The sequence below is a fragment of the Deltaproteobacteria bacterium genome (assembly GCA_020848745.1).
Classification (GTDB): Bacteria; Desulfobacterota; Binatia; order UTPRO1; family UTPRO1; genus UTPRO1.
In genome coordinates this window covers 13,338-38,161 of sequence record JADLHM010000038.1, presented here as the reverse complement: position 1 = coordinate 38,161, position 24,824 = coordinate 13,338, and the positions used below count along the sequence as shown (strand labels likewise).

26 protein-coding genes are annotated in these 24,824 nt (G+C 71.3%); 18 read left to right on the top strand and 8 right to left on the bottom strand.

Annotated elements, in window-relative coordinates:
* Genes IT293_05135 through IT293_05125 form a run of 3 tightly spaced genes read right to left on the bottom strand, consistent with a single transcriptional unit; the run spans position 1 to position 3,611 of the window.
* A complete protein-coding gene (locus IT293_05135) occupies positions 1-1,038 on the bottom strand; it encodes a helix-turn-helix domain-containing protein (protein MCC6764030.1) in 1,038 nt (345 codons plus the stop codon).
* A gap of 20 nt (positions 1,039-1,058) precedes the next feature.
* On the bottom strand, positions 1,059-2,765 hold the full coding sequence (locus tag IT293_05130; GenBank protein MCC6764029.1) for a thiamine pyrophosphate-binding protein: 1,707 nt from the start codon (positions 2,763-2,765) through the stop codon (positions 1,059-1,061).
* A gap of 9 nt (positions 2,766-2,774) precedes the next feature.
* Positions 2,775-3,611 (bottom strand): SDR family NAD(P)-dependent oxidoreductase, encoded by an 837-nt coding sequence (locus IT293_05125; protein MCC6764028.1) that lies wholly within the window; start codon positions 3,609-3,611, stop codon positions 2,775-2,777.
* A gap of 133 nt (positions 3,612-3,744) precedes the next feature.
* Between IT293_05125 and IT293_05120 the strand changes: the two genes are divergently transcribed.
* The 14 genes from IT293_05120 (at position 3,745) to IT293_05055 (ending at position 17,363) form a co-directional block, all read left to right on the top strand.
* Complete coding sequence (locus IT293_05120; protein ID MCC6764027.1) at positions 3,745-4,752, top strand: AraC family transcriptional regulator ligand-binding domain-containing protein; 1,008 nt, start codon at positions 3,745-3,747, stop codon at positions 4,750-4,752.
* Between the two features lie 130 nt (positions 4,753-4,882).
* On the top strand, positions 4,883-5,740 hold the full coding sequence (locus IT293_05115; GenBank protein MCC6764026.1) for a DUF2092 domain-containing protein: 858 nt from the start codon (positions 4,883-4,885) through the stop codon (positions 5,738-5,740).
* A 26-nt stretch (positions 5,741-5,766) separates the two neighbouring features.
* On the top strand, positions 5,767-6,501 hold the full coding sequence (locus IT293_05110; protein MCC6764025.1) for an RNA-binding protein: 735 nt from the start codon (positions 5,767-5,769) through the stop codon (positions 6,499-6,501).
* 32 nt (positions 6,502-6,533) lie between these two features.
* Entirely contained in the window at positions 6,534-7,979 is a 1,446-nt protein-coding gene (locus IT293_05105) for a DUF1254 domain-containing protein (GenBank protein MCC6764024.1), read from the top strand.
* A gap of 113 nt (positions 7,980-8,092) precedes the next feature.
* On the top strand, positions 8,093-10,609 hold the full coding sequence (locus IT293_05100; GenBank protein ID MCC6764023.1) for an arylsulfatase: 2,517 nt from the start codon (positions 8,093-8,095) through the stop codon (positions 10,607-10,609).
* 21 nt (positions 10,610-10,630) lie between these two features.
* Positions 10,631-11,647 carry a YncE family protein gene (locus IT293_05095; protein MCC6764022.1) on the top strand — a complete coding sequence of 339 codons (1,017 nt, stop codon included), beginning with the start codon at positions 10,631-10,633 and terminating at the stop codon, positions 11,645-11,647.
* Positions 11,648-11,658: 11 nt separating this feature from the next.
* On the top strand, positions 11,659-11,916 hold the full coding sequence (locus tag IT293_05090; GenBank protein ID MCC6764021.1) for a hypothetical protein: 258 nt from the start codon (positions 11,659-11,661) through the stop codon (positions 11,914-11,916).
* A gap of 10 nt (positions 11,917-11,926) precedes the next feature.
* Complete coding sequence (locus IT293_05085; GenBank protein MCC6764020.1) at positions 11,927-12,709, top strand: hypothetical protein; 783 nt, start codon at positions 11,927-11,929, stop codon at positions 12,707-12,709.
* 40 nt (positions 12,710-12,749) lie between these two features.
* Positions 12,750-13,445 (top strand): paraquat-inducible protein A, encoded by a 696-nt coding sequence (locus IT293_05080; protein ID MCC6764019.1) that lies wholly within the window; start codon positions 12,750-12,752, stop codon positions 13,443-13,445.
* Positions 13,373-14,077, top strand: coding sequence for a paraquat-inducible protein A (locus IT293_05075; GenBank protein ID MCC6764018.1), 705 nt, complete (start codon positions 13,373-13,375; stop codon positions 14,075-14,077). The genes IT293_05080 and IT293_05075 overlap by 73 nt, the downstream gene beginning before the upstream one ends.
* The gene (locus tag IT293_05070; protein MCC6764017.1) at positions 14,070-15,626 is read left to right on the top strand and encodes an MCE family protein; all 1,557 of its coding nucleotides are present in this window, start codon (positions 14,070-14,072) and stop codon (positions 15,624-15,626) included. The genes IT293_05075 and IT293_05070 overlap by 8 nt, the downstream gene beginning before the upstream one ends.
* Positions 15,623-16,231 (top strand): membrane integrity-associated transporter subunit PqiC, encoded by a 609-nt coding sequence (locus IT293_05065; protein MCC6764016.1) that lies wholly within the window; start codon positions 15,623-15,625, stop codon positions 16,229-16,231. The genes IT293_05070 and IT293_05065 overlap by 4 nt, the downstream gene beginning before the upstream one ends.
* Before the next feature lie 77 nt (positions 16,232-16,308).
* Positions 16,309-17,148 (top strand): 1-acyl-sn-glycerol-3-phosphate acyltransferase, encoded by an 840-nt coding sequence (locus IT293_05060; protein MCC6764015.1) that lies wholly within the window; start codon positions 16,309-16,311, stop codon positions 17,146-17,148.
* A 35-nt stretch (positions 17,149-17,183) separates the two neighbouring features.
* Entirely contained in the window at positions 17,184-17,363 is a 180-nt protein-coding gene (locus IT293_05055; GenBank protein MCC6764014.1) for a hypothetical protein, read from the top strand.
* A gap of 110 nt (positions 17,364-17,473) precedes the next feature.
* Here IT293_05055 and IT293_05050 read toward each other — a convergent pair whose 3' ends face one another.
* Both IT293_05050 and IT293_05045 read right to left on the bottom strand, forming a co-directional pair.
* The gene (locus tag IT293_05050) at positions 17,474-17,587 is read right to left on the bottom strand and encodes a nitroreductase family deazaflavin-dependent oxidoreductase (GenBank protein MCC6764013.1); all 114 of its coding nucleotides are present in this window, start codon (positions 17,585-17,587) and stop codon (positions 17,474-17,476) included.
* Positions 17,562-17,936 (bottom strand): hypothetical protein, encoded by a 375-nt coding sequence (locus tag IT293_05045; GenBank protein MCC6764012.1) that lies wholly within the window; start codon positions 17,934-17,936, stop codon positions 17,562-17,564. Before IT293_05045 ends, IT293_05050 begins: the two co-directional genes overlap by 26 nt.
* A 261-nt stretch (positions 17,937-18,197) precedes the next feature.
* On the opposite strand from IT293_05045, the gene IT293_05040 reads away from it, so the two are divergent.
* Complete coding sequence (locus tag IT293_05040; GenBank protein ID MCC6764011.1) at positions 18,198-19,151, top strand: SDR family NAD(P)-dependent oxidoreductase; 954 nt, start codon at positions 18,198-18,200, stop codon at positions 19,149-19,151.
* Between the two features lie 40 nt (positions 19,152-19,191).
* On the opposite strand, the gene IT293_05035 is transcribed toward IT293_05040, so the two are convergent.
* Complete coding sequence (locus tag IT293_05035) at positions 19,192-20,451, bottom strand: GAF domain-containing protein (GenBank protein MCC6764010.1); 1,260 nt, start codon at positions 20,449-20,451, stop codon at positions 19,192-19,194.
* A gap of 201 nt (positions 20,452-20,652) precedes the next feature.
* Between IT293_05035 and IT293_05030 the strand changes: the two genes are divergently transcribed.
* Entirely contained in the window at positions 20,653-21,579 is a 927-nt protein-coding gene (locus tag IT293_05030; protein MCC6764009.1) for an endonuclease/exonuclease/phosphatase family protein, read from the top strand.
* A gap of 37 nt (positions 21,580-21,616) precedes the next feature.
* On the opposite strand, the gene IT293_05025 is transcribed toward IT293_05030, so the two are convergent.
* On the bottom strand, positions 21,617-22,624 hold the full coding sequence (locus IT293_05025) for a bifunctional methionine sulfoxide reductase B/A protein (protein ID MCC6764008.1): 1,008 nt from the start codon (positions 22,622-22,624) through the stop codon (positions 21,617-21,619).
* Between the two features lie 189 nt (positions 22,625-22,813).
* Positions 22,814-23,983, bottom strand: coding sequence for an aspartate/tyrosine/aromatic aminotransferase (locus tag IT293_05020; protein MCC6764007.1), 1,170 nt, complete (start codon positions 23,981-23,983; stop codon positions 22,814-22,816).
* Between the two features lie 130 nt (positions 23,984-24,113).
* Between IT293_05020 and IT293_05015 the strand changes: the two genes are divergently transcribed.
* Positions 24,114-24,362 (top strand): type II toxin-antitoxin system Phd/YefM family antitoxin, encoded by a 249-nt coding sequence (locus IT293_05015; GenBank protein MCC6764006.1) that lies wholly within the window; start codon positions 24,114-24,116, stop codon positions 24,360-24,362.
* Positions 24,359-24,745 (top strand): type II toxin-antitoxin system VapC family toxin, encoded by a 387-nt coding sequence (locus tag IT293_05010; GenBank protein ID MCC6764005.1) that lies wholly within the window; start codon positions 24,359-24,361, stop codon positions 24,743-24,745. Before IT293_05015 ends, IT293_05010 begins: the two co-directional genes overlap by 4 nt.
* The last annotated feature ends 79 nt before the right edge of the window (positions 24,746-24,824 follow it).

Genomic DNA, 24,824 nt, shown 5'->3' with positions numbered 1-24,824 from the left:
TCATGCGGAGACTTGCCATTCCGCGCCGGCTGCCGGCGGTAGCGCGGCGCCGACGAGCGCGTCGTGCACCCGGCTCCGGTAGGCGCTCGGCGTCGTCCCGCTCCAGCGTCGGAACGCGCGCGTCAGATGCGCGGCGTCGCGATAGCCGACCGCACGCGCGACCTCGCGGATCTCGACGTCACGCGCGAGCAGACTCGCGGCGATCTGGAAACGCGCTTCACCGAGCACGCGCGCATAGGTCGTGCCAACCTCGGCGAGCCGGCGCTGCAGCGTGCGCGGCGTCGTGCCGACGGTCTCGGCGAGCACTTCGATGCGGACGGCGTCGGTCCGGAGGACGCGCCCGAGCCACTGGCGGAGGCTCGGGACGAACCCGGCGGCGGGGCGCGTACCGTACCAGTCGACGAGCTCGCGTGCCGCGTCGATCGGCAACGCCCCCGGGAGAGCGACCGCCGGCAGCGCCTGCGGATCGAGCGCGACCGCGCAGCGATCGTGGCCGAAGCGGAGGTCGGCGCGTTCGCCCCATGGCGTGTCGGCGACCGAGCGCGGCACCTCCTTCCGCAGATGGACCGTCGGCCGCCACGCGCCGCGCGCGAGCGCAGCCAGCAGATCGGCGACGAGCAGGATGGCGTACTGACTCATCTGCCCGTTCGGGTCGTCGAGCTGCACCGTGAACCGCTGGCAGAGGAGCGGCGGCGCGGGCGCGGCCTCGAGCCAGTAGACCTCCCCCGAATGGTGGCTCGCGTGGAACCGCCGCACCGTCGTGAGCACCTCCTGCAGCGACGCCGCTCGCGCCAGCATCCGTCCGTACGTTCCGAGCTCTCCGATGCGCGTCGTGGCCGCGACGGTTGCGCCGAGGTGCTCGATCCCCGAGACCCGCGCCGCCTCGGCGACGAACGCCGCGCCGAGCCGGGCCGGCACGAGCGCTTCGGGGTCGCGCAGCATTTCGAGCGGCAGGTGGACACGCTCCGCGACGCGCTCGAGCGGCGCCCCGATGCGCCGCAGGAAGCGCTCGAACGGTCGCAGGATCGCGACCCGCATCAAGGCGATGCGAGGCGCGCTCAACCTTGCGGCCCCTGATAGACCTCGAAGAAGCGGGTCATCATGTCGGAGGGGAGCGCGAGGTTGGCGTCGCGGGCGGTGCGCAGGCAGACGACGGTCGGGCCGGCCGCGCCGCGGGCGGCGGCGAGCGCCGGCGCGAGATCCTCGAGCCGGTCGACGTAGGCCGGCCGGCAACCGAGGCCTTCGGCCACGATGTCCCAGCGGACGTCGCCCATCGCGGTGCCGAAGGTGCGCTGGTAGAGCAGGCGCTCGTTCAGCTCCTCCATCGTCCACGAGCCCTCGGCGAACACGATGGTCGTGATGCCGAGGCCCTCGCGCGCCGCGCTCTGCATCTCCATGAAGTGGAAGCCGGCGGCGCCGTCGCCGGTCACGCACACGACCTCGCGCTCGGGCGCGCCGAGCTTGGCGCCGAGCGCCGACGGGATGCCGGTGCCGAGCATGCCGAGCTCGAGGATGCTGTGGTACGAGCGCGGCGCCGTCGCGGGCAGGACGGTGTGGGCCCAGAGCGAGGTGTTGCCGCCGTCGGTCACGTAGACGGCGTCCTTGCCGAACACCTCGCCGACGACGCGCATCGCGTGCGCCGGATGGATGCCCGGCCCCTCCCACGCGAGGACGGGCGCGATCGTCTCCGCCCGCCACCGCGCCTCGATCTCGGCATAGCGCGCCGTCGCGCCCGCCTCGCCTCGCGCCGGTCCGAGGGCGCGGAGGGCCGCGACGAGACCCGGAACGGCGGTGGCGAGATCGCTGACGACGCCGAGCGCGACCGGCCGCGTCACCCCGACGTGGCGGGGGTCGACGTCGATCTGGATCACGCGCTGCACCACCGGGTCGCCCCAGTACTTGTCGAACGGCAGGTCGAGGTTCCCGAGCCGCGACCCGAGCACGCAGACGACGTCGGCCTCGCGGCGCGCGAGATCGCCGGCCGGTCCGTAGCCGTGCAGGCGGCTCGGATGATCGATCGGGAAGCTCGAGCGGCCGGCCATCGTGGTGATCACCGGACAGCGCAGGAGCTCGACGAGTTCGGCGACGGCCGCGTTGGCGCCGGCGCGGTCGACGCCCGAGCCGACGACGAGGAGCGGCCGGCGCGCCCCGTGCAGCATCCCGGCGGCGGCGCGGAGCTGCGCGTCGGCCGCCTGCGGCAGCGCCGCCCGCGAGGCGGCCGGCGCCACGATGCGGACGCTCGCCGGGTCGCCGGTCGCGTAGAGCACGGGCGCCGGGACCTCGAGGTGCACCGGACCCGGCCGCCCCGCCCACATCTCGCGAAACGCGAGCGCCACGACCTCGGGAATGCGGCTCCAGTCGAAGATCGGCCCGCCCCACTTCACCGCCGGACGGAAGACGTCGAGCTGATCCTGCCCCTGGAACGTCGACGGCGGCGACGGGTACACGATGCCGAGGCGGTGCTGCGAGGTGATCGCGACGACCGGCACGCCTTCGTGGCGCGCCGTGATCACCCCCGGCAGGAGGTTCGCGGATCCGGGGCCGGGATTGCCGAGCACGGCCGCCACCTGCCCGGTCGTCTTGTAGAGCCCCTCGGCCATGTGTACCGCCGCGGCCTCGTGGCGGATCGGCACGAGACGGATGCCGTGCGCGTCGAGGCTCGCGAGCAGCGGATCGACCTCCGGACACGGGAGACCGAACACGACGCGGATGCCCTCGTTGGCGAGTGAGCGGGCGAGCAGCTCGCCGCCGGTAATGTCACTCATGGTTCCCTCCTATGCGAGATAGCCCGATTGCCGGGCGAAGCGCAGCGTGACCGCGCGGGCGAGCCGCAACGAGATCCGCCGCAGGTGATAGACGAGACGCGCCGCGGGGCCGGTGAGCAGCATGTCGACGTCGTGTCCGACCGCCCGCACCATGTCGGCGGCGACGACGTCGGGCGAGCAGCCCTCGCGCCTGTAGTACGCCTGCAGGCGCGCCATCTGCGCCTCCGACACGCCCGGCGCGACGTTGCTCCGCACCGTCACGATCGGCGTGTCGATGACGCCGGGACAGACGGTCGTGAAGCGCACGTTCGTCGCCGCCAGCTCCATTCGCAATACCTCGGTGAAGCCGTTCACCGCGAACTTCGAGGCGGCGTACGCCGCCATCGACGGAACGGGAAAATTGCCGGCCGAGGACGCCACGTTGAGCACGTGCCGCGGTCCGCCGGCGGCGAGCATCGACGGCAGGAACGCGTGGCAGCCGTGCACCACCCCCATCAGGTTCACGTCGAGGACGCGCCGCCAGTGCGCGAGGTCGCTCTCGAGGAAGAGCCCGAAGTAGCCGATGCCAGCGTTGTTCACGAGCACGTGGGGCGTTGCGCCGTCATCCGCGAGCGTCGCGGCGAGCGCGCGCCAGGCGTCGGCGTCGGTCACGTCGAGCACCCGGGTCTCGCACGAGAGCCCGGCCTCGCGGGCCTGGAGCCCGACGGCGGCGAGTCCCGCCGCGTCGCGATCGAGCGCGACGAGGTGCGCGCCCTCCCGCCCGAACGCGAGGACCGCCGAGCGTCCGATGCCGGACGCGGCGCCGGTCACGACGACGCGCTTGTCACGCAGCGACGCGATCGCCATGGGGCGCCTCCTGTGCGCGCGCGAACGCCTGCATCGTGGAGCGAGGCCTACGTCGACAGCGGCGCCCCGTGTTGCCCGAACGCGCCAAAGACCGGTTGATTCGCGCCAGCGGCCTGGGTTAAGCCGCCGACCCGTGGGCGAACGCACCTCGGGCGCCGGCGGCATCCAGGTCGGGGACCTGCTGCAGAATCTTCGGCTCCTCGGACTCGATCCCGGGCCGATCTGCGGCGCCGTCGGCCTCGATCACGCGACCCTGCTCCTGCCGACGACGCGCGTGCCGTGGCGCGTGGTGCGCGCGGTCCTGACCGCGGCCGAGGCGGCGCGCGGCGACCCGCTCGTCGCGCTGCACGCGGCCGAGCTCGGCTCGCGCGACCTCCTGAGCTACCTCGCCACCACCCAACCGACGGTCGCCCGCGCGCTCGAGGAGCTCACGCGTTTCCTCGCGGTCTCGATGGACGAGGTCGAGGTGGCGTGGCAACGCCGCCCGGGCGGAGCCGCCGCCGTCTTCACGGCCTGGCCCGAGGCCGCGGCGCGCCAGCTCGCCGAGTACCTCGCCGGCGTGATCGTCACCGACCTCGCGCGCTCGACGGGCGGCCGGTTCCGGCCGACCGCGATCCGCTTCCCGCACGCGCGCGCCGGCGACCTGGCCGAGTACGAGCGCGTGCTGCGTTGCCGCGTCGCCTTCGAGCAACCTCGCTTCGAGATCGTCGTCTCGGACGCGATCTTGACCTCCCCGCTCGACACCCAGAGCCCGGAGGTCGCGGCCGTGCTGCGCGCCGCCGCCGAGCAGCAGCTCGGGTTCGCCGCGACCGCGTCGATCGGCCGTCGCGTCGGCGCCGAGGTCCGCGCCGCGCTCGCGCGCCGCGAGGACGCGTCGCCGGCAGCGGTCGCGAAGCGGCTCGCGATCAGCCATCGCACGCTGCAACGCCGGCTCGAGGACGAGGGAACGTCGTTCCGGGCGCTTCGCGACGAGGCCCGACACGAGCGCGCGCTGCAGCGTCTCGCCGACCCCGCGGCGACGATCACGATCGTCGCCGACGAGATGGGCTTCGCGGACGTCGGCGCGTTCCACAAGGCGTTCCGCCGCTGGACCGGCACGTCGCCGCACGCGTATCGGCGCTCCGTCCTTTCGCAGGGCTGACGCGCCCGCGCCGCCTCGGCGCAATCGAAGATGGCGTGATCTGGCAAGCCGCCGCTCGCGTCCGGGGCGGCGGATGGCACATGTGTCGCTCGCACCCCGTCTTTCGTTCGCAGCAGCAGGAGCCATCGCCATGACGAAGCAGACGCTCTCTCTCGGTCTCGCGGCCGCGCTCGCGGCGACGTGCCTCGTCGCCTGCGCGCACAGGGCTCCGGCTCCGCAGGCCGCAACCGGTCCACGCGTCGCCCCGCTCTTCTCGGGCGCCCCCGACCTCGAGTCGAAGGCGATCGGCGTCCTGAAGGCGATGAGCGCGCGCCTCGCCTCGGCGCACACGCTCGCCTTCACGGCCGTCGCCACCTACGAGAGCCCGAGCCGCTTCGGCCCGGAGATCGCGTACACGACGACGTCGGACGTCGCGCTGCAGCGGCCGAACAAGCTCCGCGTCGTGACGCCCGGCGACGGGCCGGCGCAGCAGTTCTTCTACGACGGCAAGACCGTGACCGCCTACGCGCCCGGCGAGGACCTGGTCGCGACCGCCGCCGCCACGGGCACGATCGACGACGTGCTGCAGCAGGCCTACCACCAGGCCGACATCTACTTTCCGTTCACCGACGTCGTCGTCGCCGACCCCTACGAGGACATCGCCAAGGGACTGAAGGTCGCGTTCTACGTCGGGCAGTCGCAAGTCGTCGACGGCACCACGACCGACATGGTCGTGATCGCGAACGAGCGCGTGTTCGCGCAGATCTGGGTCGGCGCCAAGGACCAGCTGCCGCGTCGCGTACGCGCCGTCTACCTCGACGACCCGGCGCGACTGCGGCACGAGGTGTCGCTCTCGCGCTGGCAGGTGAACGGCGCCGTGCCGGCCTCGGCGTTCACGGCGCCCGCGAAGGCGGCGAAGGCAAAGCGGATCGCGTTCGCGCGTCCGGAGCCGCAGCCACCCGCGGGAGCGCCGGCGACCACCAAGGACGCGCCGGCCGCGCTCCGCTGAAGCGCGACGCCCTAGGGAGGACGAACATGCGCACCCTGATCGCGTTGTTGGCTGCTTGCTCGTTGGTCGCCGGCTCGGCGAGTTCCGCGCTCGCCTTCGGTCACGCCGGCGGCGGCTCGTGGAGCCACACGGGCATGCGCGGCAGCACCGTCTCGGGCGGCGGCGGCTCGTGGAACGCCGAGGGCTTCCGCGGCGGCGAGGCGTCGGGTGGCGGCGGCTCGTGGAACGCCCAAGGCTTCCGTGGCGGCCACGCGTCGGGCGGCGGCGGCTCGTGGAGCGGCGAGGGTTATCGCGGCGGCTACGCCGTCGGGGGCGGCGGCGAGGTCCACGGCGTGACCGCCGGCGGCACGGCGGCGGTCGCCTCGGGCGGAACGGCCTACGCGTATCACGGCGGCGCCTACTACGGAGGTACCTACGCGGCCTACCACCCGCCGACGGTCGTCAACTCGTACTACTCGACCGGCTGCGGCAATTGCGGCGGGTGGAACGCAGCGGGCGCGGCCGCGGTCGGCCTCGCCGCGGGCGCCGCCATCGGCGCCGCGAGCGCGAACGCCGCGAACCAGAGCACCGCCGCCAATGCCTACGCGGCCGGTGTCGCCGCCGGCCAGGCCTCGAACGTCGGCGCGATCGTCACCACGCTTCCCGCGCACTGCCAGTACGTCGCCGTCGGCGGCAACCCCTACTACGACTGCAACGGCATGTGGCTGAAACCGTCGTACGGCGCCAACGGCGTCTTCTACCGCGTCGTCACGGCGCCCTGACTTCTGCGAAGGACGAAAGGAAAGGAACCGACATGACCACGACGCACCGATGGACGACTCTTGCGATCTGCCTGCTCCTCGCGAGCGGCTGCGGGATGAAGGGGAGCTCCGGACTGAAGGGGATGGAGTCCGGCCTGAAGGCGCACGAAGCGAAAGAGACCGCGGTCGACGCCTACATCTACGGATACCCGCTCGTCACGATGGAGATGACCCGGCGGATCATGACGAACGTCGCGACGCCTGCCGGTATGCTCGCGCCCATGGGCCAGTTCGCCAGGGTCCGCGCGTATCCGGGCCCGGACGACAAGGACGTGACGGCGCCCAATGCCGACACGCTCTACACGGTCGCGTGGCTCGACGTCTCGAAGGAGCCGTGGGTCCTCAGCGTGCCCGACATGAAGGACCGCTACTTTCTGCTGCCGATGCTGGATGGCTGGACCGACGTCTTCCAGGTGCCCGGCAAGCGGACGACCGGCACCGGCGCGCAGAAGTACGCGATCACGGGGCCGGGATGGCGCGGAACGCTGCCCGCGGGCGTGACCGAGTACAAGTCGCCGACGGGCATGGTGTGGATCCTCGGCCGCATCTACTGCACCGGGACGCCCGCGGACTACGCCGCGGTGCACGCGGCGCAGGACGCCCTGTCGGTGGTGCCGCTCAGCAGCTACGGCAAGCCTTACACGCCGCCCTCCGGCGTCGTCGATCCCAAGATCGACGCGAAGACGCCGACGCGCGACCAGGTGAACGCCCTCGACGGCGTCGCGTTCTTCACGATGCTCGCGGAGCTCATGAAGACCAACCCGCCGGCAGCGGCCGACGCAGCCGCCGTCGCCAAGTTCGCCGCGATCGGACTCGTGCCCGGCCGGAGCTTCGACGCCGCGAAGCTCGATCCCGCCGTCCTGCAGGGCATCCAGGCGGCGCCGAAGGTCGGACAAGAGAAGATCCCCGCGTGGATGAAGGAAGGCGTCCTGCTCCGTGACAACAAGATCGAGGACGGCTGGCTCTACACGATCAATACCGGCGTCTACGGTACGAACTATCGCCAGCGGGCGTTCATCACCTGGCTCGGGCTCGGGGCGAATCGTCCGCAGGATGCGATCTACCCGACGTCCGACGGTCCCGACGTCCTCGCCAAGTATGACGGGAAGAAGAAGTACGTGATGCACTTCGCGAAGGGCGCGCTGCCGCCCGTGAACGCCTTCTGGTCGCTCACCATGTACGACGAAAACTACTTCTTCGTCCGGAACGCGCTCCACCGGTCGACCCTGAGCCAGCGCGACAAGCTCGTCGCGAACAAGGACGGCTCGATCGACCTCTACATCCAACACGAGTCGCCCGGAAAGGCGAAGGAAGCGAACTGGCTCCCCGCGCCCGCCGGCCGGTTCGTGCTGATGATGCGAATGTACTGGCCGAAGGACAAGCGATCTTCGATTCTCGACGGCAGCTGGAAGATCCCGCGCGTGCACGAGGCATCCTGAGCGCACGGTTCGTGCGATCCCGACCGCAGGAGGAAAACATCGCGATGAGCGCACCCGACTTCCTCGTTCCTTCCGCCACGGGCGGATCACGCGCAGGATTCGTCGTGACCGTGATGGTCCTCGGTCTCGTCTGCGCGCACGCGCCGAGCGCCCGGGCACAAAAATCGCCCGACCGACCTCCGGTCGGTTCGGCCGGCGCCACGCGCGCAATCAACGGCAAGCAGCTGCCGGCGCCCGACATGCCGTTCGGCGGCACGATCGAGCACGAGGCGCTCAGGTCGAAACCCTGGTGGCCGCCGCGCACGGTGCCGCCCGCGGGCGCGCCGAACGTCCTCCTGATCATCACCGACGACGCCGGCTTCGGGATCCCCAGCACCTTCGGCGGCGTCATCCCGACGCCGACGATGGACCGCATCGCGAACGAAGGCCTGCGCTACAACCGGGTGTTTTCGACCGCGCTCTGCTCGCCGACGCGCGCGGCGCTGATCACCGGCCGCAACCACCACTCGGCCGGCTTCGGCGTGGTCTCCGAGCAATCGACGGGCTTCCCCGGCTACAACAGCATCATCGCAGAGGACAAAACCACGATCGGCCGCATTCTGCTCGACAACGGCTACTCGACCGCCTGGTTCGGCAAGGACCACAACACGCCGACCTTCGCGGCCAGCCAGGCCGGCCCCTTCGATCAGTGGCCGATCGGCATGGGCTTCGAGTACTTCTACGGATTCGTCGGCGGCGACGCCAACCAGTGGCAGCCGAACCTCTTCCGCAACACGACGCAGATCTATCCCTTCGAGGGCAAGCCGGGCTGGAACCTCGTCACCGCAATGGCGGACGACGCGATCGACTACATGACGCGCATCCACCAGATCGACCCGCAGAAGCCCCTCTTCATCAAGTACGCGCCCGGCGCGACGCACGCGCCGCACCACCCGACCAAGGAATGGGTCGACAAGATCCACGCGCTGCACCTCTTCGACGACGGCTACGAGAAGCTGCGCGAGCGCATCTTCGCGAACCAGAAGAAGCTCGGCGTGATCCCCCAGGACGCCGAACTGGCTCCGTGGCCGAGCGACATGCTGAAGCCCTGGAACCAGCTCTCGGCCGACGAGAAGAAGCTCTTCATCCGGCAGGTCGAGGTCTTCGCCGCCTATGCGGCGTACAACGACTACGAGATCGGACGCGTGATCCAGTCGTTCCGTGATCTCGGCAAGCTCGACAACACGCTCGTCATCTACATCAACGGCGACAACGGCACGAGCGCCGAAGGCGGGCCGGTCGGCACGCCGAACGAGGTCGCGTGGTTCAACGGTGTCAACGAGATGCCCGTGGACGTGCAAATGAAGTTCTACGACGTCTGGGGCACCGAGCAGACCTACAATCACATGTCGGCCGGGTGGTCGTGGGCCTTCGACACGCCCTTCGACTGGTTCAAGCAGAATGCCTCGCGGCTCGGCGGCATCAACCAGAACATGGTGGTGTCGTGGCCGGCGCGCATCGAGGACAAAGGCGGACTCCGCCAGCAGTTCGTCCACGTCATCGACGTCGTGCCGACCATCCTCGAAGCAGCCGGCATCGAGGCGCCCGAGACGGTCGACGGCATCGAGCAGGCGCCGATCGAGGGCACGAGCTTCGCCTACACGTTCGATGCGAAGAACGCCGCGGCGCCATCGCGGCACAAGACCCAGTACTTCGAGATGATGGGCCAGTGGGCGCTCTACGACGAGGGCTGGCTGCTCGGCACCCGGGTGAACCGCGCGCCGTGGCAGGCCTTCGGCGCCGCGAACGACGATCCACTCAACAAGCAGGTGTTCCAGCTCTACGACCTGCGCAAGGACTTCAACCAGGCCCACGACGTCGCCGCCGCGAACCCGAAGAAGGTGGCGGAGCTGCGCAAGAAGTTCGTCGCCGAGGCGACGAAGTACCACGTCTTCCCGATGGACGCGTCGGTGGCGGCGCGCATCGTCGCGCCGCGGCCGAACATCACCGCCGGGCGCGCGGAGTTCGTCTACACGCGGCCGATGGTCGGCCTCCCGCAGGGCGATTCGCCGATGTTGCTGAACGCCTCGTACACGATCACCGCCGACATCGAGGTCCCGAAGGGCGGCGCCGAGGGGATGATCCTGACTTCCGGCGGGCGGTTCGCCGGCTACGGGTTCTACCTGCTCAAAGGCAAGCCGGTCTTCCTGTGGAACCTGGTCGGCCTGAAGCGGATCAAGTGGGCGGGCAAGGACAAGCTCGCGCCGGGCAAGCACACGCTCGCCTTCGACTTCACCTACGACGGCCTCGGCGCCGGCACGCTCGCCTTCAACGACATGAGCGGCCTCGGACGGTCCGGCACCGGCACGCTCAGCGTGGACGGCAAGGCGGCGCAGACCATCGAGATGGAGCACACGCTCCCCATGATCCTGCAATGGGACGAGAGCTTCGACATCGGCTCCGACACGCTGACCGGCGTGAACGACGAGGATTACACGCCGCCGTTCACGCTGACCGCCAAGCTCGACAAGCTGACCATCAAGGTGAACCGGCCGCAGTTGTCACCCGCGGACGTCCAGAAGCTCGAAACCGCCGAGGCGGAGGCACTCGACGGCAAGCCGCTCGATCGGGTACAGCCGGGGCCACACTGACCCGGGCCCAGGAGGACGATCATGCACGCCCCCCGTCTCGTCGTCGCTCTCACCCTCGTCGCGGTCTCCGCGTGCGGGATCGGGTCGACGGGCCTCGGCCCGTCAGAGCCGCCGAGCAGCGCGGTCGTCGCGAGCATCCCGATCGGCGACTACGGCACCGACGTCGCCCTCAGACCCGACGGCAAGCGGGCGTACGTCACGCTCAGGACCAACAAGGTGGTGGCGATCGATACCGCGAGCCGTACCGTCGCGGCGACGATCACCACCGGCGGCCAGCCGGGCGCCATCGCGCTCACGCCCGACGGCGCCCGCGGCTACGTGATGGACATGTCGGCGCAGAGCCTCTTCGTGCTCGACACCAGGAGCGACGCGCTCGCGACGCGCCTGCCGGTCTCCAGCATGGCGCGCCCGATCCTCGCGCCGTCGGTCGCCGTCGCGCCCGACGGCCGGCACGCCTACGTCACCAACGCGACGAGCGACGACGACCATCTGCTGATCGTCGACGCCGGAACGAACCGGATCGTGAAGGACAAGTTCCTGCCGCTGCATCCCGCCGGCGTCGCGGCGAGCCCGGACGGCACGCGGGTCTACGTCGTCGGCTGCAAGCTCGCGTGCATCGACGGCGCGCTCCTCACCCTCGACCCGACCACCGCGGACGTGACGTCGACCCTCGCCCTCGCGGCGGCGCCGTCGGGTCTCGCGCTCGCGCCGGACGGCAAGCGCGCCTACGTCGCGAACGGACGTGACGCGTCGGTCGCGATCGTCGAGCTGCCGTCGGGCGCCGTGTCCTCGGTCGCCGTGAGCCCGCAGCCGCTCGGCATCGCGCTCCACCCGAACGGACGCCTGCTCTACGTCGCAAGCGTCGGCACCGCGCGCATCGACGTGATCGACACGCTGGCGGGCAACGTCGTCGGACGGATCGGCGTCGCGAGCATGCCGCGCGCGATCGCGATCAGCCCCGACGGCCGTTTCGCGTACGTCACCCACTCGCTGTCGTCGCTGTCGGTCATCGACCTGAGCCGCGCGGCGGAATCGTGAGGCGCCCGACCGTGACGTCCGTCCGCCTCGCCCTTCGCCGCTGGCTCCCCATCGCGGGCGCGCTCGGACTCGCCGCCTGCGCGGCCGCCGCCAAGCCGGCCGGCCCGCCGCCGTTCCCGTCCCCGGGCCCGGACTGCCAGACGATCTGCCACCGCCAGTACAAGGAATGCGCGAACGGCGATCCCTGCATGATGACCCCCGCGTGCGACATGGAGGTCTGCATCCCGCGGAAGCAGGACTGCCTCGCGCACTGCGCCGGCGCGCAGTAGAGACGCCAGCGTGATCGCAGGGCCGCAGCACGATCTCTCGCTCGCCGCTCTGGTGTGCGGCTCCATCTTCTGCGGCTCGCTCCTCGGCATGTGGGTCCGCGCCCGGCTGCCGAAGCACCACCTCGACAAGCCGACCGAGGACGCCGTCCGCATCGCGATGGGCACGCTCGCCACGCTGACCGCGCTCGTGCTCGGGCTCCTCGTCGCCGCGGCGCGCTCGTCGTTCGACGAGCGCGCCGAAGAGATCACGCAATTGTCCGCCGACCTCATCCTCCTCGATCGTCAATTCGTGCACTACGGCTCGGACGCCGCCGACACGCGCCATCTCCTCCATCGCTATGCCTCCCACGTGGCGAAGCTCGCCTGGCCCGACGAGTTCGGGCACGCGGCCGACCACGACGGGTGGATCCTGTTCGAGAACGTCCAGGACCGCATCCGCGCCCTGGCGCCACGAGGCGACGCGCAGCGCTGGCTGCGCGAGCGGGCGCTCGAGGTGAGCGCCACGATCGCGCGCACGCGGTGGCTGATCGACGTGCATCGCGGCAGCAGCATCCCACTGCCGTTTCTCGGCATCCTGGTCCTCTGGCTGAGCGTCCTCTTCGCGAGCTTCGGCCTCTTCGCACCGCGCAACGGCACCGTGATGATCGCGATGCTCGTCTCTTCGGTCTCGATCGCCGCATCGGTCTACCTGGTCCTCGAGATGGACAAGCCCTTCACCGGCACGATCCGCATCCCGAGCGCGCCGGTCCGCGAAGCGCTCGTCCGCATGGGTGTCCCGGAGGTCACGCGGTGAGGAGGCCGCCGTCCCCGTGAGGGGGGCCGTGACGCACGCCATGCCCGAGCCGGTCTTCAACTCGCCGACCACCGACCTCCGCGTCGTCGCGTGTCCGCACTGCGATCTCTTGCAGCGCCTGCCGGCGCTCGCGGCGGGCGAAGCGGCGCGCTGCCCGCGCTGCGACAAGGAGCTCTGGCGGCGACGCGAGGACCCGCTCGAGCGCACGCTCGCGCTGGCGATCGCCGCGGCGATCCTCTACGTCGTCGCCAACACCGTCCCGATGCTCGGCCTGTCCGCGGTCGGGCACCACGCGTCGACGACGCTCTTCGGCGGCGCGCGCCACCTCTGGGACGACGGGCAGGAGATCGTCGCGGTGCTCGTGCTCTTCACCGCCGTGGTCGCGCCCGCGCTCCAGATCGGGTCCATGCTGGCGATCGTGGTGGGCGCACGCCGGCCGTGCCCGCCGTCGTGGGTCGGGACGCTCCTTCGCCACCACCCGAGAACCGCCACCTGGAGCATGATCGAGGTCATGATCCTCGGCGTGCTGGTCGCGCTCATCAAGATCGCGGACTACGCGTCGGTGAACGCGGGTCTGGCGCTCTTCGCGCTCGGCGCGCTCGTGGTGCTGCTCGCCGCGATGCAGTCCGCGTTCGACCCGCGCGAGGTCTGGGCTCGCGTCGAATGGGCCGACGCGGCGGCGCGAAGCGCCGTGGAACGCGCCGCGCGCGACGCCGCCGCCGAGGTGCCGTCGTGACCACGGCTCCCGTCGCCGCGATACAGCGCGGCTGGCAGAGCTGCGAGGCCTGCGGGCTCCTCTCGCGTCCCGGCGCCGACGCAGGCGCCTGCCCGCGCTGCGGCGAAGAGCTCGCGTTCCGCAAGCACCGCAGCATCGAACGCACGTGGGCCTTCGTGATCGCGGCCGCCGTCTGCTACGTGCCCGCGAACCTCTTGCCGGTGATGGTGACGACGACAGCCGCCGGCAGCGCCCCGGACACGATCATGGAAGGCGTGATCCTCCTCTGGTCGCCGACGGGCTGGCCGCTGTCGCTGATCGTTCTCATCGCGAGCATCATGATCCCGAGCGCCAAGATCCTCGCGCTCGTGTACCTGCTCGTGACCGTCCAGCGCGGCTCGGTCGCCAACAACGCGGAGCGCGTGCGGCTCTTCCGCACCGTCGAGCTGATCGGGCGCTGGTCGATGGTGGACGTCTTCGTCGACACCTTCACCGCCGCCCTCGTTCAACTCCAGCCGCTCATGGCGGTCGAGCCCGGACCGGGGCTCTTGTTCTTCGCGGCGGTCGTCGTGCTGACGATGCTCGCCGTCGAGTCGTTCGACCCGCGCCTGATCTGGGACGCCGCGCCCTCCGAGGAGGTCGTTCATGCCTGAACCCGTGGAGCTGCCGAGCTCGCGCACCGTCCCGAAGAAGGAGCGCCGGCCCTCGCTCGTCTGGATCGTGCCGGTCGTCGCGGCGCTCGCCGGCGCGTGGGTCGCCGTCACCCGCGTCCTCGCCGAGGGCCCGACCATCACGATCGACTTTCGCTCCGCCGAGGGGCTCGAGGCCGGCAAGACGAAGGTCCGCTACAACGGCGTCGACGTCGGCACCATGACGGCGATCCGACTCTCCGACGACCACCTGGGCGTGGTCGCCACCGTACGCATGGAGCCGAAGACCGAGAGCTTTCTCGTGGCCGACACCCGCTTCTGGGTGGTGCGCCCGCGCATCTCGGGCGCCAACATCAGCGGGCTCGGCACCCTCATCTCCGGCGCCTACGTCCGCATGGACATCGGCCAGGCCCGCGACGAGCAGCGCGCGTTCGTCGGCCTCGAGACGCCGCCCATCGTGATGCGCGACGTTCCGGGCCGCTCCTTCGTGCTGAAGACGAGCGACCTCGGCTCGCTCGACAGCGGCACGCCCGTCTTCTATCGCCGCCTGCAGGTCGGCGAGGTGGTCGGCTACGAGCTCGATCCGGACGGCTCGGGCCTCACCGTCAAGGCGTTCGTGCAAGCGCCGTACGATCGGTACGTGACGTCGGCGACGCGCTTCTGGCACGCGAGCGGGCTCGACGTCTCGATGTCGGCGACCGGGTTCAGCGTCCAGACGCAGTCGCTGATGTCGATCCTGATCGGCGGCATCGCCTTCGAGACGCCGGTCGCCGAGGCCGCGCTCCCGCCCGCCGGGGAGAACACGAGCTTCCTCCTCCATCGCGATCGCGCCGAGGCGTTCCGGGCTCCGGAACGGAACCCGCTCGAGGTGCGTCTCGTCTTCAAGCAGTCGGTCCGCGGCCTCGCGGCGGGCGCGCCGGTCGAGTTCCGCGGCATCCAGGTCGGCCAGGTGGTCGAGGTCGGCGCGGAGGTCGACGTCAAGACCCTCGCGATCTCCGTGCCGGTGAAGATCCACCTCGAGGGCGCGCGCTTCGGCGTGCGCTTCACCGACCTCGATCCCGGCGACGATCCCACCGCGATCCGCCGCCGCCTCTGGGACTCGCTGATCGCGCACGGCGTCCGCGCGCAGCTGCGCTCCGGGAGCCTCCTCACCGGCGCGCTCTTCGTCGCCTTCGACGTCTTTCCCGACGCCGCGCCCGCCAGCATCGACTGGAACGCCAAGCCCCTCGACTTCCCGACGGTGCCCGGCGCCCTCGAAGGCCTGGAGGCGAGCCTCGCCAGCATCGTGCGCAAGATCGATCAGCTGCCGTTGCAAGCGATCGGCGACGACGTCGCGAAGGCGCTCGTCCAGCTCGATCAGACGCTGTCGAGCGCGCGCGGCGCGCTCGACAGCGCCGGAAAGCTCGTCGCCCCGAGCTCGCCGCTCGCGACCGAGCTCACCACCACCCTCCAGGAGGTCACGCGCGCCGCGCGCGCGATCCGCGTGCTCGGCGACTACCTCGAGCGCCATCCCGAAGCGCTGCTGCGCGGCAAGTCAGGAGAGGCCCGATGACGACCCCGCGCCCCCGCGTCGCCCTGTTGACGCTCCTCGCCGCCGGGCTCGCCGCCTGCGGCGCCACCAAGCCGGCGCGCTTCTACACGCTCGAAGCCGTCGCCACGCCCAGCGGCCGCGCCGCCGCGCCCTACGGCGTCGTCGTCGGGCCGGTCACGATCCCGCCCGCCCTCGACCGGCCGCAGCTCGTCGTGCAGGTGGCGCCGAACCGCGTCGACATCGACGAGTTCAACCGCTGGGCGGCGCCGCTGCCCGAGGCGATCGCCGCCACGGTCGCCGCGAACCTCGCGACGCTGCTCGGTACGCCCGACGTCGTCGCCGGCGCGGGCGCGAGCTTCGCCGTCACGCACACCGTCGCCCTCGCGGTGCGGCGCTTCGCCTCGCTGCCCGGCGAGGGGGCCGAGGTCGAGGTCGTCTGGTCGGTGCGTCCGGCGCGCGGCGGGGCGGCGCGTTCGGGCCGCACCGTCGCGCGCGAGCCCGCGCCGGGCGGCGGCTTCGACGCCCTCGCCGCCGCGCATAGCCGCGCCCTCGCGGCGGTGAGCGTCGACGTGGCCGACGCGATCCGCGCCTCCGCCGCTCGGGAGCCGCATCCGCGGCAGCGCTGACCGGAGTGGGCCGCGCATCGGAGGCGCACGCCGCGCGGCTTGTGTCCGGGGCGCGATTGCTGCACCTATCGCGCCCGATGGCGCGCATCCTCGACTGGCCGATGACGATCGTCTTCTCGGTCGTCTTCGGGCTCATCCTCCTGGTGTTCGAGCCGGTCCAATGGATCGCGAAGGCGTTCGGCAAGCGGACCCACGACTGGAGCGTCGCCTGCCTCGGCACCGCGCTCGTCGAGGCCTTTCGCATCACCGGTCTGCGGCTCACGATCGACCGCTCGCCGCGGGTCCGGCCGCGCACCGCCTACCTCATCGTGTCCAACCACCAGAGCATGTTCGACATCGCGCTCCTGCTGCACCTGTTCTTCACGAACTTCCCGAAATTCGTCTCGAAGCGCGAGCTCGCGCGCCGCATCCCGAGCGTCTCGTACAACCTGCGCCGCGGCGGCAACTGTCTCATCGACCGTGACGACGCCGATCAGGCGACCGCGGCGATCACCGAGCTCGGCCGGCGCGTCGAGAAGCGGTGCGTCTCGGCGGTGATCTTCCCCGAAGGCACGCGGGCGCGACGCGGCGAGCTGAAGCCGTTCAAGCCGCGCGGAACCGTCGCACTGCTCACGGCGGCGCCGGCGACGCCGATCGTCCCCGTCACGATCGAGCATTCCTGGCGGCTCATGCAGCGGAACTTCTGGCCGATCCCGTTCGGTGTGCGGGTACGCGTCCGCATCGACGACCCGATCGCGCGGACCCCCGGCGAGGATCACGCCGATCTGGTCGCCCACCTCCACGACCAGATCGACGCGAATCTCGCCCGCATGCGCGCCGAGGACGGGCGGCCGGCAGCACCCGTGCCTAGGGTGAACCAGGCTGCCGATCCCGCGCCCCGTCGGTCGGCGGGAGGAGGGGACGATGGATCCGAATAGCGGTTGACCGCCCCGAGTCCACTGAGGACGTCGCGGTGTACGTCGAAGTGTGCCGACTTGCGGCGTCGCTGCGTCACCACGTCTTCGACACGCTCTATCATGCGGTCGCCCGGTGCGAACGCGAGACTCTCTGCGTCACGGCGGACGAAGCCTACTACCGGAAGGCGCACGGTCTCGGCGCCATCACGCTGCTGCGCGACTTCCGGGTGCACTGATGCGTCGCGCAATACCTCGCCAGACCGTCCGTAGGGGCTGAACCAGCCTCCGCCCGGCAGCGGCACCACGGTATGCTGCAGCATGCGCGCGCGGCGATCGGCGAGCTTCGTCAGCGCGGACGCAGCAACACGACCGGAATGTCGCGCGGGGTGCCCGCCTGGTAGTCGTCGTAGCCGGGCCATTGCTTCGTCATCGTCCTAGAGCGAGTCGAGCCGGCGCGCACCGGTCACGAGGATCGCCGCGACGACGACCTCGACGGTGATGAAGAGGAACGCGAACGCGGCGCCCTGGAACATCCACGCGAGGGTGCGCGTCACCGCCGCGCCGCCAATGAGCGCCGCCGGCACCCAGAGCAGCTCCGAGCGGCCGTGGCGGCTGCCGAGCAGCATCGTCGCGCCCGCCACGAGGAAGAAGGACGCGAAGTCGCCGACCTGCGTGCTGCGTGCGAGGCCGTCGAGGAGCGGCATGCCGAGCCCGGCGGCGACGCGCGCCGGGTCGACGAGCCAGGCGACGCCCTGGAGGAGGAAGAACGCGCCGAGGACGACGATCACGAGACGGAGACGCTGGCGCATGGGGGCTCCTCGCTGGGCGATGACGGCTCGCGCACCCTGGCAGCGTCACATGCGATCCGCAAGCCAAGAGCCCGCGTGCGCGCCGCCGGGTGCTGGGGCGCTTTGCGAGCGGCGGACAGCTCGCTTGACCCCGAGGCGGAGAGCCACCGGCGGGCCCTCGGCGCTGGGCTCCTGGAACCGGGAGCCGCAAAGCGCCCCCCTACTTGCCGCAGCAGCAGCCATCATATCGACGGGCGCTCGGGCGATCGCTATAGAGCGCGGATGCGCGACCCCGCGAGCTTCGGCCCTACGACCACCACCGACGAAGTCCTCGGCGGCATCGACCTCGGCGGGCGCGTAGCGCTCGTGACGGGCGGCTCGAGCGGGCTCGGGCGCGAGACGGCGCGCGCCCTCGCGGCGCACGGCGCCGAGGTGGTTCTCACCGCGCGCGACGTCCCGAAGGGCGAGGCGGTCGCGGCCGACGTCCGGGCGTCGACCGGCAACGCCGCCGTCTCGGTGCAGGAGCTCGAGCTCGGGTCGCTCGCGAGCATCCGACGCTTCGCCGAGCGCATGCGCGCGAAGCACCCGCGGATCGACCTCCTCGTCGCCAACGCGGGCGTCATGGCGTGCCCGCTCGCGAGGACGAGCGACGGCTTCGAGCTGCAGTTCGGGTCGAACCACCTCGGGCACTTCCTCGCGGTCTGCTCGCTCGTACCGGCGCTCCTGCGAAGCGACGCCGCGCGCGTCGTGTGCTTGAGCTCGCGCGGGCACCACATCGCACCCGTCGACTTCGACGACCTCGGCTTCGAACGGCGGCCCTACGACAAGTGGCAGGCGTACGGACAGGCCAAGACCGCGAACGTGCTGTTCGCGGTCGGGCTCGAGCGGCGGCTCGGCACGCGCGGCGTGCACGCCTTCGCGGTCCACCCGGGCGCGATCGTGACCGAGCTCGGACGCCACCTCCAGGCCGAGGACCTGGAATACCTCCGATCGCGGGCGCGCGGCATGCAGTTCAAGACGGTCGAGCAAGGCGCCGCGACGAGCTGCTTCGCCGCCTCCGCGCCCGAGCTGGCGGGACGCGGCGGGCTCTACCTCGAGGATTGCCACGTCGCCGAGATCGACGACGCCCCCGAGGCACCCGAAGGCGTGAAGTCCTACGCCCTCGATGGCGCGAACGCCGAGCGCCTGTGGGAGGTCTCCGAGCGGCTCGTCGGCGAGCGGTTCGCGTTCGCGTAGCGCCGCCCGCGGCCACCCGCGATCGGCCGGCCCGCCGCGGCTACGCCGCGAGCGGGAGATGCAGCTCGACGCTCGTGCCCTTCCCGGACGCGCTCTCGACGTGGATGAAGCCGCCGGCGCGCTCGACGAGCGCGTGCACGATCGCGAGCCCGAGGCCGGTGCCGGCGCCGCCCTTGGTCGTGAAGTACGGCTCGAAGATGTGCGTCTTGGTCTCGTCGTCGATGCCGGCGCCGTCGTCGGTGACCCGCAACACGGCCATGCGTCCGTCGCCCGGCTCGTCGGTGAGGCTCGTCGCGATGCGGATCGTGGAGCCCTCGCCGGTCGCGTCGAGCGCGTTGTTCACCAGGTTCATCAGGACCTGATCGAGCTGGGTCGGCTCGAAGCGGACCCGCGCCCCGGCCGCGCCGAGCGCGAGGTCGATGCGCTGCCCCTGGCGCGGCATCGCGCGCAGGAAGTCCGCGGCGGTCGCGACACTCGTGTCGAGCGCGATCGCCGCCGCCGGCGTGTCGCCGTTGCGTCCGAGCTCGGCGAGCTGGCGCGTCAACTCGCGGCTGCGGTTGATGGTGTCGACCACCGCCGCCGCGTGCGACTTCGCCGCGACCGGAAGGTCCGGCACCGCGAGGATCTCCTGCGCGTGCGAGAGCACCATCGTGAGGAGATGGCCGAAATCGTGGCCGACCGCCGCCGCGACCCGCCCGAGCGCCGCCATGCGCTGCTCCTCGCCGGCGCGCCGCGCTGTCTCCTCGAGCGCCCGCCGCGCCTCGATGTGCGCGGCCTGCTCCATCGCGACCGCGACCAGATCGGCGACCGACGCGACGAAGCTCGTCTCGCTCGGCGTCCAGGTGCGCAGCGGGCCGACGTGCTCGTGGCAGACCACGCCGACCACCTCGCCATGGCGCACGAGAGGAGCATCCAACATGGACGTGATCGCGTTCGGCACGAGATACGCCGCGGCAAGCTCGCTCGTCAGCGGGTGGGTGCGGGCGTCGTCGGCGACGATCGCGCGATAATCCCGCAAGGCGCGGAAGTAGACCGGAAAGTCGGCCTCGAGCAGCACGTCGTCGGCGCGGTAGGCGTCGCGCGCGCGGGCGTACTGGCAGACGAGCCGGAGGTGCGTCCGTTCGTGCTCGTACAGCCAGATGCCGACGCGCTCGACCGAGAGCGTGCTCGCGATGAGCCTGGTCGCCTGCTGGAACATGCGGACGAGCGAGCGCCGCTCGTCGACCGGTAGGCGCGCGAGGTCCTCGAGCGCCGCCTCGTACGCCGCGATCGGGTGCTTCGCGAAGCGTTGTGCCGGCATCGCCACCGGCTCGGGCTCTGGCACACGCCGCGCGCGGGCGTCAAGGCGGCGATCCACGCGTGCGATCCACGCGGTCGATGGGCGGCGCTTCGCCCCGGCGAGGAGGCCGCCACCGCGCCCGAGAGAGGGGGTTCGTCGTCCCCCGACCCCGCTATCCGACCCAGCGCGATCGGGGCATGTTGAGCGGGTAGGATGCGTTCGTTGGCTCTGCTCGCCGCGCTCGTGCTCGGCACGTGCTCCGGCTGTCTGCCGCACGCGCTCGGCCGTCCCGAGCCCGCGCCGCCGCTCCTGCCGTGCGCCGAGGCCGCCTGCTTCCGCGTCCTCACCTGGAACGTGCACGCGATCCCGTTCATGGCGCCGCGTCCGAGCGCGCGCCTCCGGAACGTCGCGGTGAAGATCCACGAGCAGCAGCCGGACGTCGTGCTCCTGCAGGAAGTCTGGTCGCACGCGTACGCGCGCCAGCTCGCGCGCAACCTCGGCGGCGCCTATCGCCCGGTCGCGGCGACCGGCTGCGGCCGGCCGTTCCCGTGCGGCGGCCTCCTCGTGCTCGTCCGCATCGCGAGTGGGTGGATGCCGACGGCCCCGACGTTCGTCGCCTACGACGACTCCGCGCCCTGGTATCGCCTCGCCGAGTGGGACGGCATCGCGAAGAAGGGCTTCCTCGCGACCGAGCTCGTGCGCGGCGGCGCCGTGATCGCGATCGTCGACACCCACCTCCAGGCCGGGTACGCGCGCCATCGTCGCGACTACTCCGACATCCGCCGGCGCCAACTGGACCAGCTGGCGTCGACGCTCGCGCGGCGCTTCGGCGGCCGGGCGGTCGTGGTCGGCGGCGACTTCAACACCGCGCCGGGCGAAGAGAGCGGGCTCTACGAGAGCCACCTCGCCCTCCTCGGCACGGACCGCACGGCCGACCTCCGCCTCGCCTGCGGCGCGTGCGGCACCCGCCCCGTCATGCGGCGACCCGCGCGCTGGCTCGACTACGTGCTCACCCGCGATCTACCCGCGGCGGCGGCCGCGGACCGCATCGTGAACCGCCGCGTCGACGATCCGTTCTCGGATCACGACGCCGTGCTCGTGCGCCTCGAGCCTACCGCGACCGCGCCGCCGCCCGCCGCCGGGAGATAGCCGCCGCGGCGCGGCCACGCTGCCCGCGCGGCGATCGTCAGTCGCGCAGGTAGTGACAGGTATACCCGCCCGGGTGCTTCTGCAGGTAGTCCTGGTGGTACTCCTCCGCACGCCAGACCGGGCCCGCCTCCACGATCTCGGTCACGATCGGCCGCTTCCACCTGCCCGCCGCGTCGACGCGCGCCCTCACCTCCTCGGCGACCTTCCGCTGCTCGGGGGACGTCACGAAGATCGCCGAGCGGTACTGCGACCCGATGTCGTTCCCCTGGCGGTCCTTGGTCGTCGGATCGTGCATACGGAAGAACCACCGCTCGAGCAGGTCGGCATACGAGATCCGCGTCGGGTCGAAGACGACCCTCACCGCCTCCGCGTGGCCCGACGTGCCATCGTGCAGGTCCTCGTACGTCGGATCGGGGAGCGCGCCGCCGGTGTAGACGGCTTCCGTCTCGAGCACGCCCGGGATCTTCCTCAGGAGGTCCTCCATGCCCCAGAAGCAGCCACCGGCGAGGAGCGCGGTCTCGAGCGTCGGCGAGCATCCGGGCTCGTCCCCGCCGTCCGCCGTGCCGCTGTGCGCGGCCGCGGACCCGGCGCCGCCGTTCTCGAAAAGGCTCGCGTACTCCGGGTAGCCCTCGGCGGCGACCCGCGCGGCCGGGATGAAACGGAGCGCGGCCGAGTTGATGCAGTAGCGCGTGCCGGTCGGCCCGGGCCCGTCGTCGAAGACGTGCCCGAGGTGCGACGCGCCCCCCTGCGAGCGGACCTCGATGCGCCGCATACCGTGGCTCGTGTCGTCGTGCTCGACGACGCGGCCGGGCTCGACCGGACGCGTGAAGCTCGGCCAGCCGGTGCCCGAGTCGAACTTGTCGGTCGAGCTGAAGAGCGGCTCGCCGGTCGCGACGTCGACGTAGAGCCCGGGCTCGTGGTTGTCCCAGAACTCGTTGCGGAAGGGCGGCTCGGTCGCCGCCTTCTGCGTGACCTCGTATTGCACCGGCGTGAGGCGGCTCTCGAGTTCGGGTGCCGCCGGCTTCTCGTAGCGTTTGCTCGACATCGTGGCGCTCCTCTCGGGTCTTGGTAGCACCGATCGCGACGGCGTCGCTACGACGTCCGCCGGGACCGGCGCGGCGAGGGCGAGCCCGAGAACGATCGGCCAGGCGGCCGACCACCACGAGGCGACGCGCGATCGATCGGGGCGCCGCACGGAAGAGGCCTGAACACGAGACAACGACGGCGCCGCGAATCAGACCGCGGCCATCGCGTCCGCGACGGCCGCGATGTTCCGCTCGTTGAGAGCCGCGACGCAGATGCGCCCCGAATCGACGGCGTAGATCGCGAAACGCTCGCGGAGCGCCGTCACCTGCTCCTTGGTGAGCCCCGAATACGAGAACATCCCGCGCTGGCGCGTCATGAACCCGTAGTCGACTCCGGGCCGCTTCGCCGCGAGGAGCGCGGTCAGCTTCTCGCGCATGCGGCGGATGCGGTCGCGCATACCGGCGAGCTCCTCGTCCCAGAGGCGGCGGAGCTCGGGGTCGTTCAGCACCGTCGCCACCACCTGTCCGCCGTGCGTCGGCGGATTGGAGTAGTTGGTACGGACGAGCCGCTTCAACTGGCTGAGCGCGCGCGCCGCCTCGTCGGCGCTGCCCGCGACGATGCTGAGCGCGCCGACGCGCTCGCCATAGAGCGAGAACGACTTCGAAAACGAGCTCGACACGAAGACCGGGTCGAGCGTCGACGCGAACGCACGCACCGCGGCGGCGTCGGCGTCGATGCCCTCGGCGAAACCCTGGTATGCCATGTCGAGGAAGGGTACGAGCCCGCGTGTCTTCACGACCTCCGCGACCGCCTGCCACTGCGCGGACGAGAGGTCGACGCCCGTCGGGTTGTGGCAGCACGCGTGCAACACGACCACGTCGCCGCTCGGGATCGCGCCCAAGCCCTCGAGCATCGCCTCGAAGCGCAGGCCCTTGGTCGCGGCGTCGTAATAGGGATAGGTCGCGACGGTGAAGCCCGCGTTCTCGAAGAGCGCCCGGTGGTTCTCCCAGCTCGGATCGCTGATCCAGAGGCCGGCGCTCGGCGCGACGCGCCGCAAGAAGTCGGCTCCAACCTTGAGCCCGCCGGTGCCGCCGAGCGTCTGCACGGTGACGACGCGCTTCTCGGTGATCGCCGGGTGGTCGGCCCCGAAGACGAGCGTCCGCACCGCCTGGTCGTAGACGGGCATGCCGTCGATCGGCAGGTAGCCGCGCGGGCGCGGCGTCTGGACGAGCTGCTGCTCGGCGCGCCGCACGCACTCGAGCAACGGGATCTTCCCGTTCTCGTCGTAGTAGACGCCGACCCCGAGGTTCACCTTGGCGGGATTCTGGTCGGCGTTGAACGCCTCGGTGATGCCGAGGATCGGGTCACGGGGCGCCATCTCGACGCCGGCAAGCACGGATGCGGCCATGGGGCCTCCCTATACCGGCTGGACCCGGGGCACGCCACGGCGTGTCACGGCACGACCCGCCGCCTTTACTTAGTCTACTATCTAGTTTATTTGTGAGTTCGTGGTGAAGCTCAACATCCATGAGGCGAAAACCCGCCTTTCCGAGTACCTCGATCGTCTCGAGCGCGGCGAGGAAGACGTGGTCACGATCTGCCGACGCAACGAGCCGATCGCGGAGCTCCGGGCGCTGCCGAGGCCCCGCAAGACTCCCCGTCCGATCTTCCGGCGCGATCCCCGCTTCAAGCTGGCCGAGGGATTCTTCGAACCGCTCTCCGAGGAGGTGATGCGCGGGTTCGAAGGCCGCTCGTGAACCTGCTCCTCGACACCTGCACCTTCCTCTGGAGCATCGAAGGCGGCGCCGCGATCTCCGAGGCGGCGCGGGCCGCGCTCGCCGACGCGACGAACACCGTCTACCTCAGCAGCGTGTCGGCATGGGAGATCGCGACGAAGCACGCGCTCGGAAAGCTGCCGCTCCCCGAAGCGCCGGAGAAGTACGTCCCGACACAGCGCCGCGCGCGCGGGATCGAGCCTCTCCCCCTCGATGAGGAAGCGGCGCTCCACCTCGCTCGCCTGCCCATGCTTCACCGGGATCCGTTCGACCGCATGCTCATCTGCCAGGCCCTCATCGGCGCGATGATGCTCGTCACTCCCGATCCCGAGATCGGTCGCTATCCGGTTCGCACGCTCTGGTAGCCCGGTCGCGCTGTCCGAGCGCACCTGCCTCGGCTCGCCAGCTTCGGTTGCGCCTCCGACCGGCATCGCCTAGCTTCAC

Coding starts and splice junctions, on each gene's coding strand:
- IT293_05135 (MCC6764030.1), bottom strand. CDS start 1,038: ATGCGGGTCGCGATCCTGCGACCGTTCGAGCGCTTCCTGCGGCGCATC.
- IT293_05130 (MCC6764029.1), bottom strand. CDS start 2,765: ATGAGTGACATTACCGGCGGCGAGCTGCTCGCCCGCTCACTCGCCAAC.
- IT293_05125 (MCC6764028.1), bottom strand. CDS start 3,611: ATGGCGATCGCGTCGCTGCGTGACAAGCGCGTCGTCGTGACCGGCGCC.
- IT293_05115 (MCC6764026.1), top strand. CDS start 4,883: ATGACGAAGCAGACGCTCTCTCTCGGTCTCGCGGCCGCGCTCGCGGCG.
- IT293_05110 (MCC6764025.1), top strand. CDS start 5,767: ATGCGCACCCTGATCGCGTTGTTGGCTGCTTGCTCGTTGGTCGCCGGC.
- IT293_05105 (MCC6764024.1), top strand. CDS start 6,534: ATGACCACGACGCACCGATGGACGACTCTTGCGATCTGCCTGCTCCTC.
- IT293_05100 (MCC6764023.1), top strand. CDS start 8,093: ATGGTCCTCGGTCTCGTCTGCGCGCACGCGCCGAGCGCCCGGGCACAA.
- IT293_05095 (MCC6764022.1), top strand. CDS start 10,631: ATGCACGCCCCCCGTCTCGTCGTCGCTCTCACCCTCGTCGCGGTCTCC.
- IT293_05080 (MCC6764019.1), top strand. CDS start 12,750: ATGCCCGAGCCGGTCTTCAACTCGCCGACCACCGACCTCCGCGTCGTC.
- IT293_05075 (MCC6764018.1), top strand. CDS start 13,373: ATGGGCCGACGCGGCGGCGCGAAGCGCCGTGGAACGCGCCGCGCGCGA.
- IT293_05070 (MCC6764017.1), top strand. CDS start 14,070: ATGCCTGAACCCGTGGAGCTGCCGAGCTCGCGCACCGTCCCGAAGAAG.
- IT293_05065 (MCC6764016.1), top strand. CDS start 15,623: ATGACGACCCCGCGCCCCCGCGTCGCCCTGTTGACGCTCCTCGCCGCC.
- IT293_05060 (MCC6764015.1), top strand. CDS start 16,309: ATGGCGCGCATCCTCGACTGGCCGATGACGATCGTCTTCTCGGTCGTC.
- IT293_05045 (MCC6764012.1), bottom strand. CDS start 17,936: ATGCGCCAGCGTCTCCGTCTCGTGATCGTCGTCCTCGGCGCGTTCTTC.
- IT293_05040 (MCC6764011.1), top strand. CDS start 18,198: ATGCGCGACCCCGCGAGCTTCGGCCCTACGACCACCACCGACGAAGTC.
- IT293_05035 (MCC6764010.1), bottom strand. CDS start 20,451: ATGCCGGCACAACGCTTCGCGAAGCACCCGATCGCGGCGTACGAGGCG.
- IT293_05025 (MCC6764008.1), bottom strand. CDS start 22,624: ATGTCGAGCAAACGCTACGAGAAGCCGGCGGCACCCGAACTCGAGAGC.
- IT293_05020 (MCC6764007.1), bottom strand. CDS start 23,983: ATGGCGCCCCGTGACCCGATCCTCGGCATCACCGAGGCGTTCAACGCC.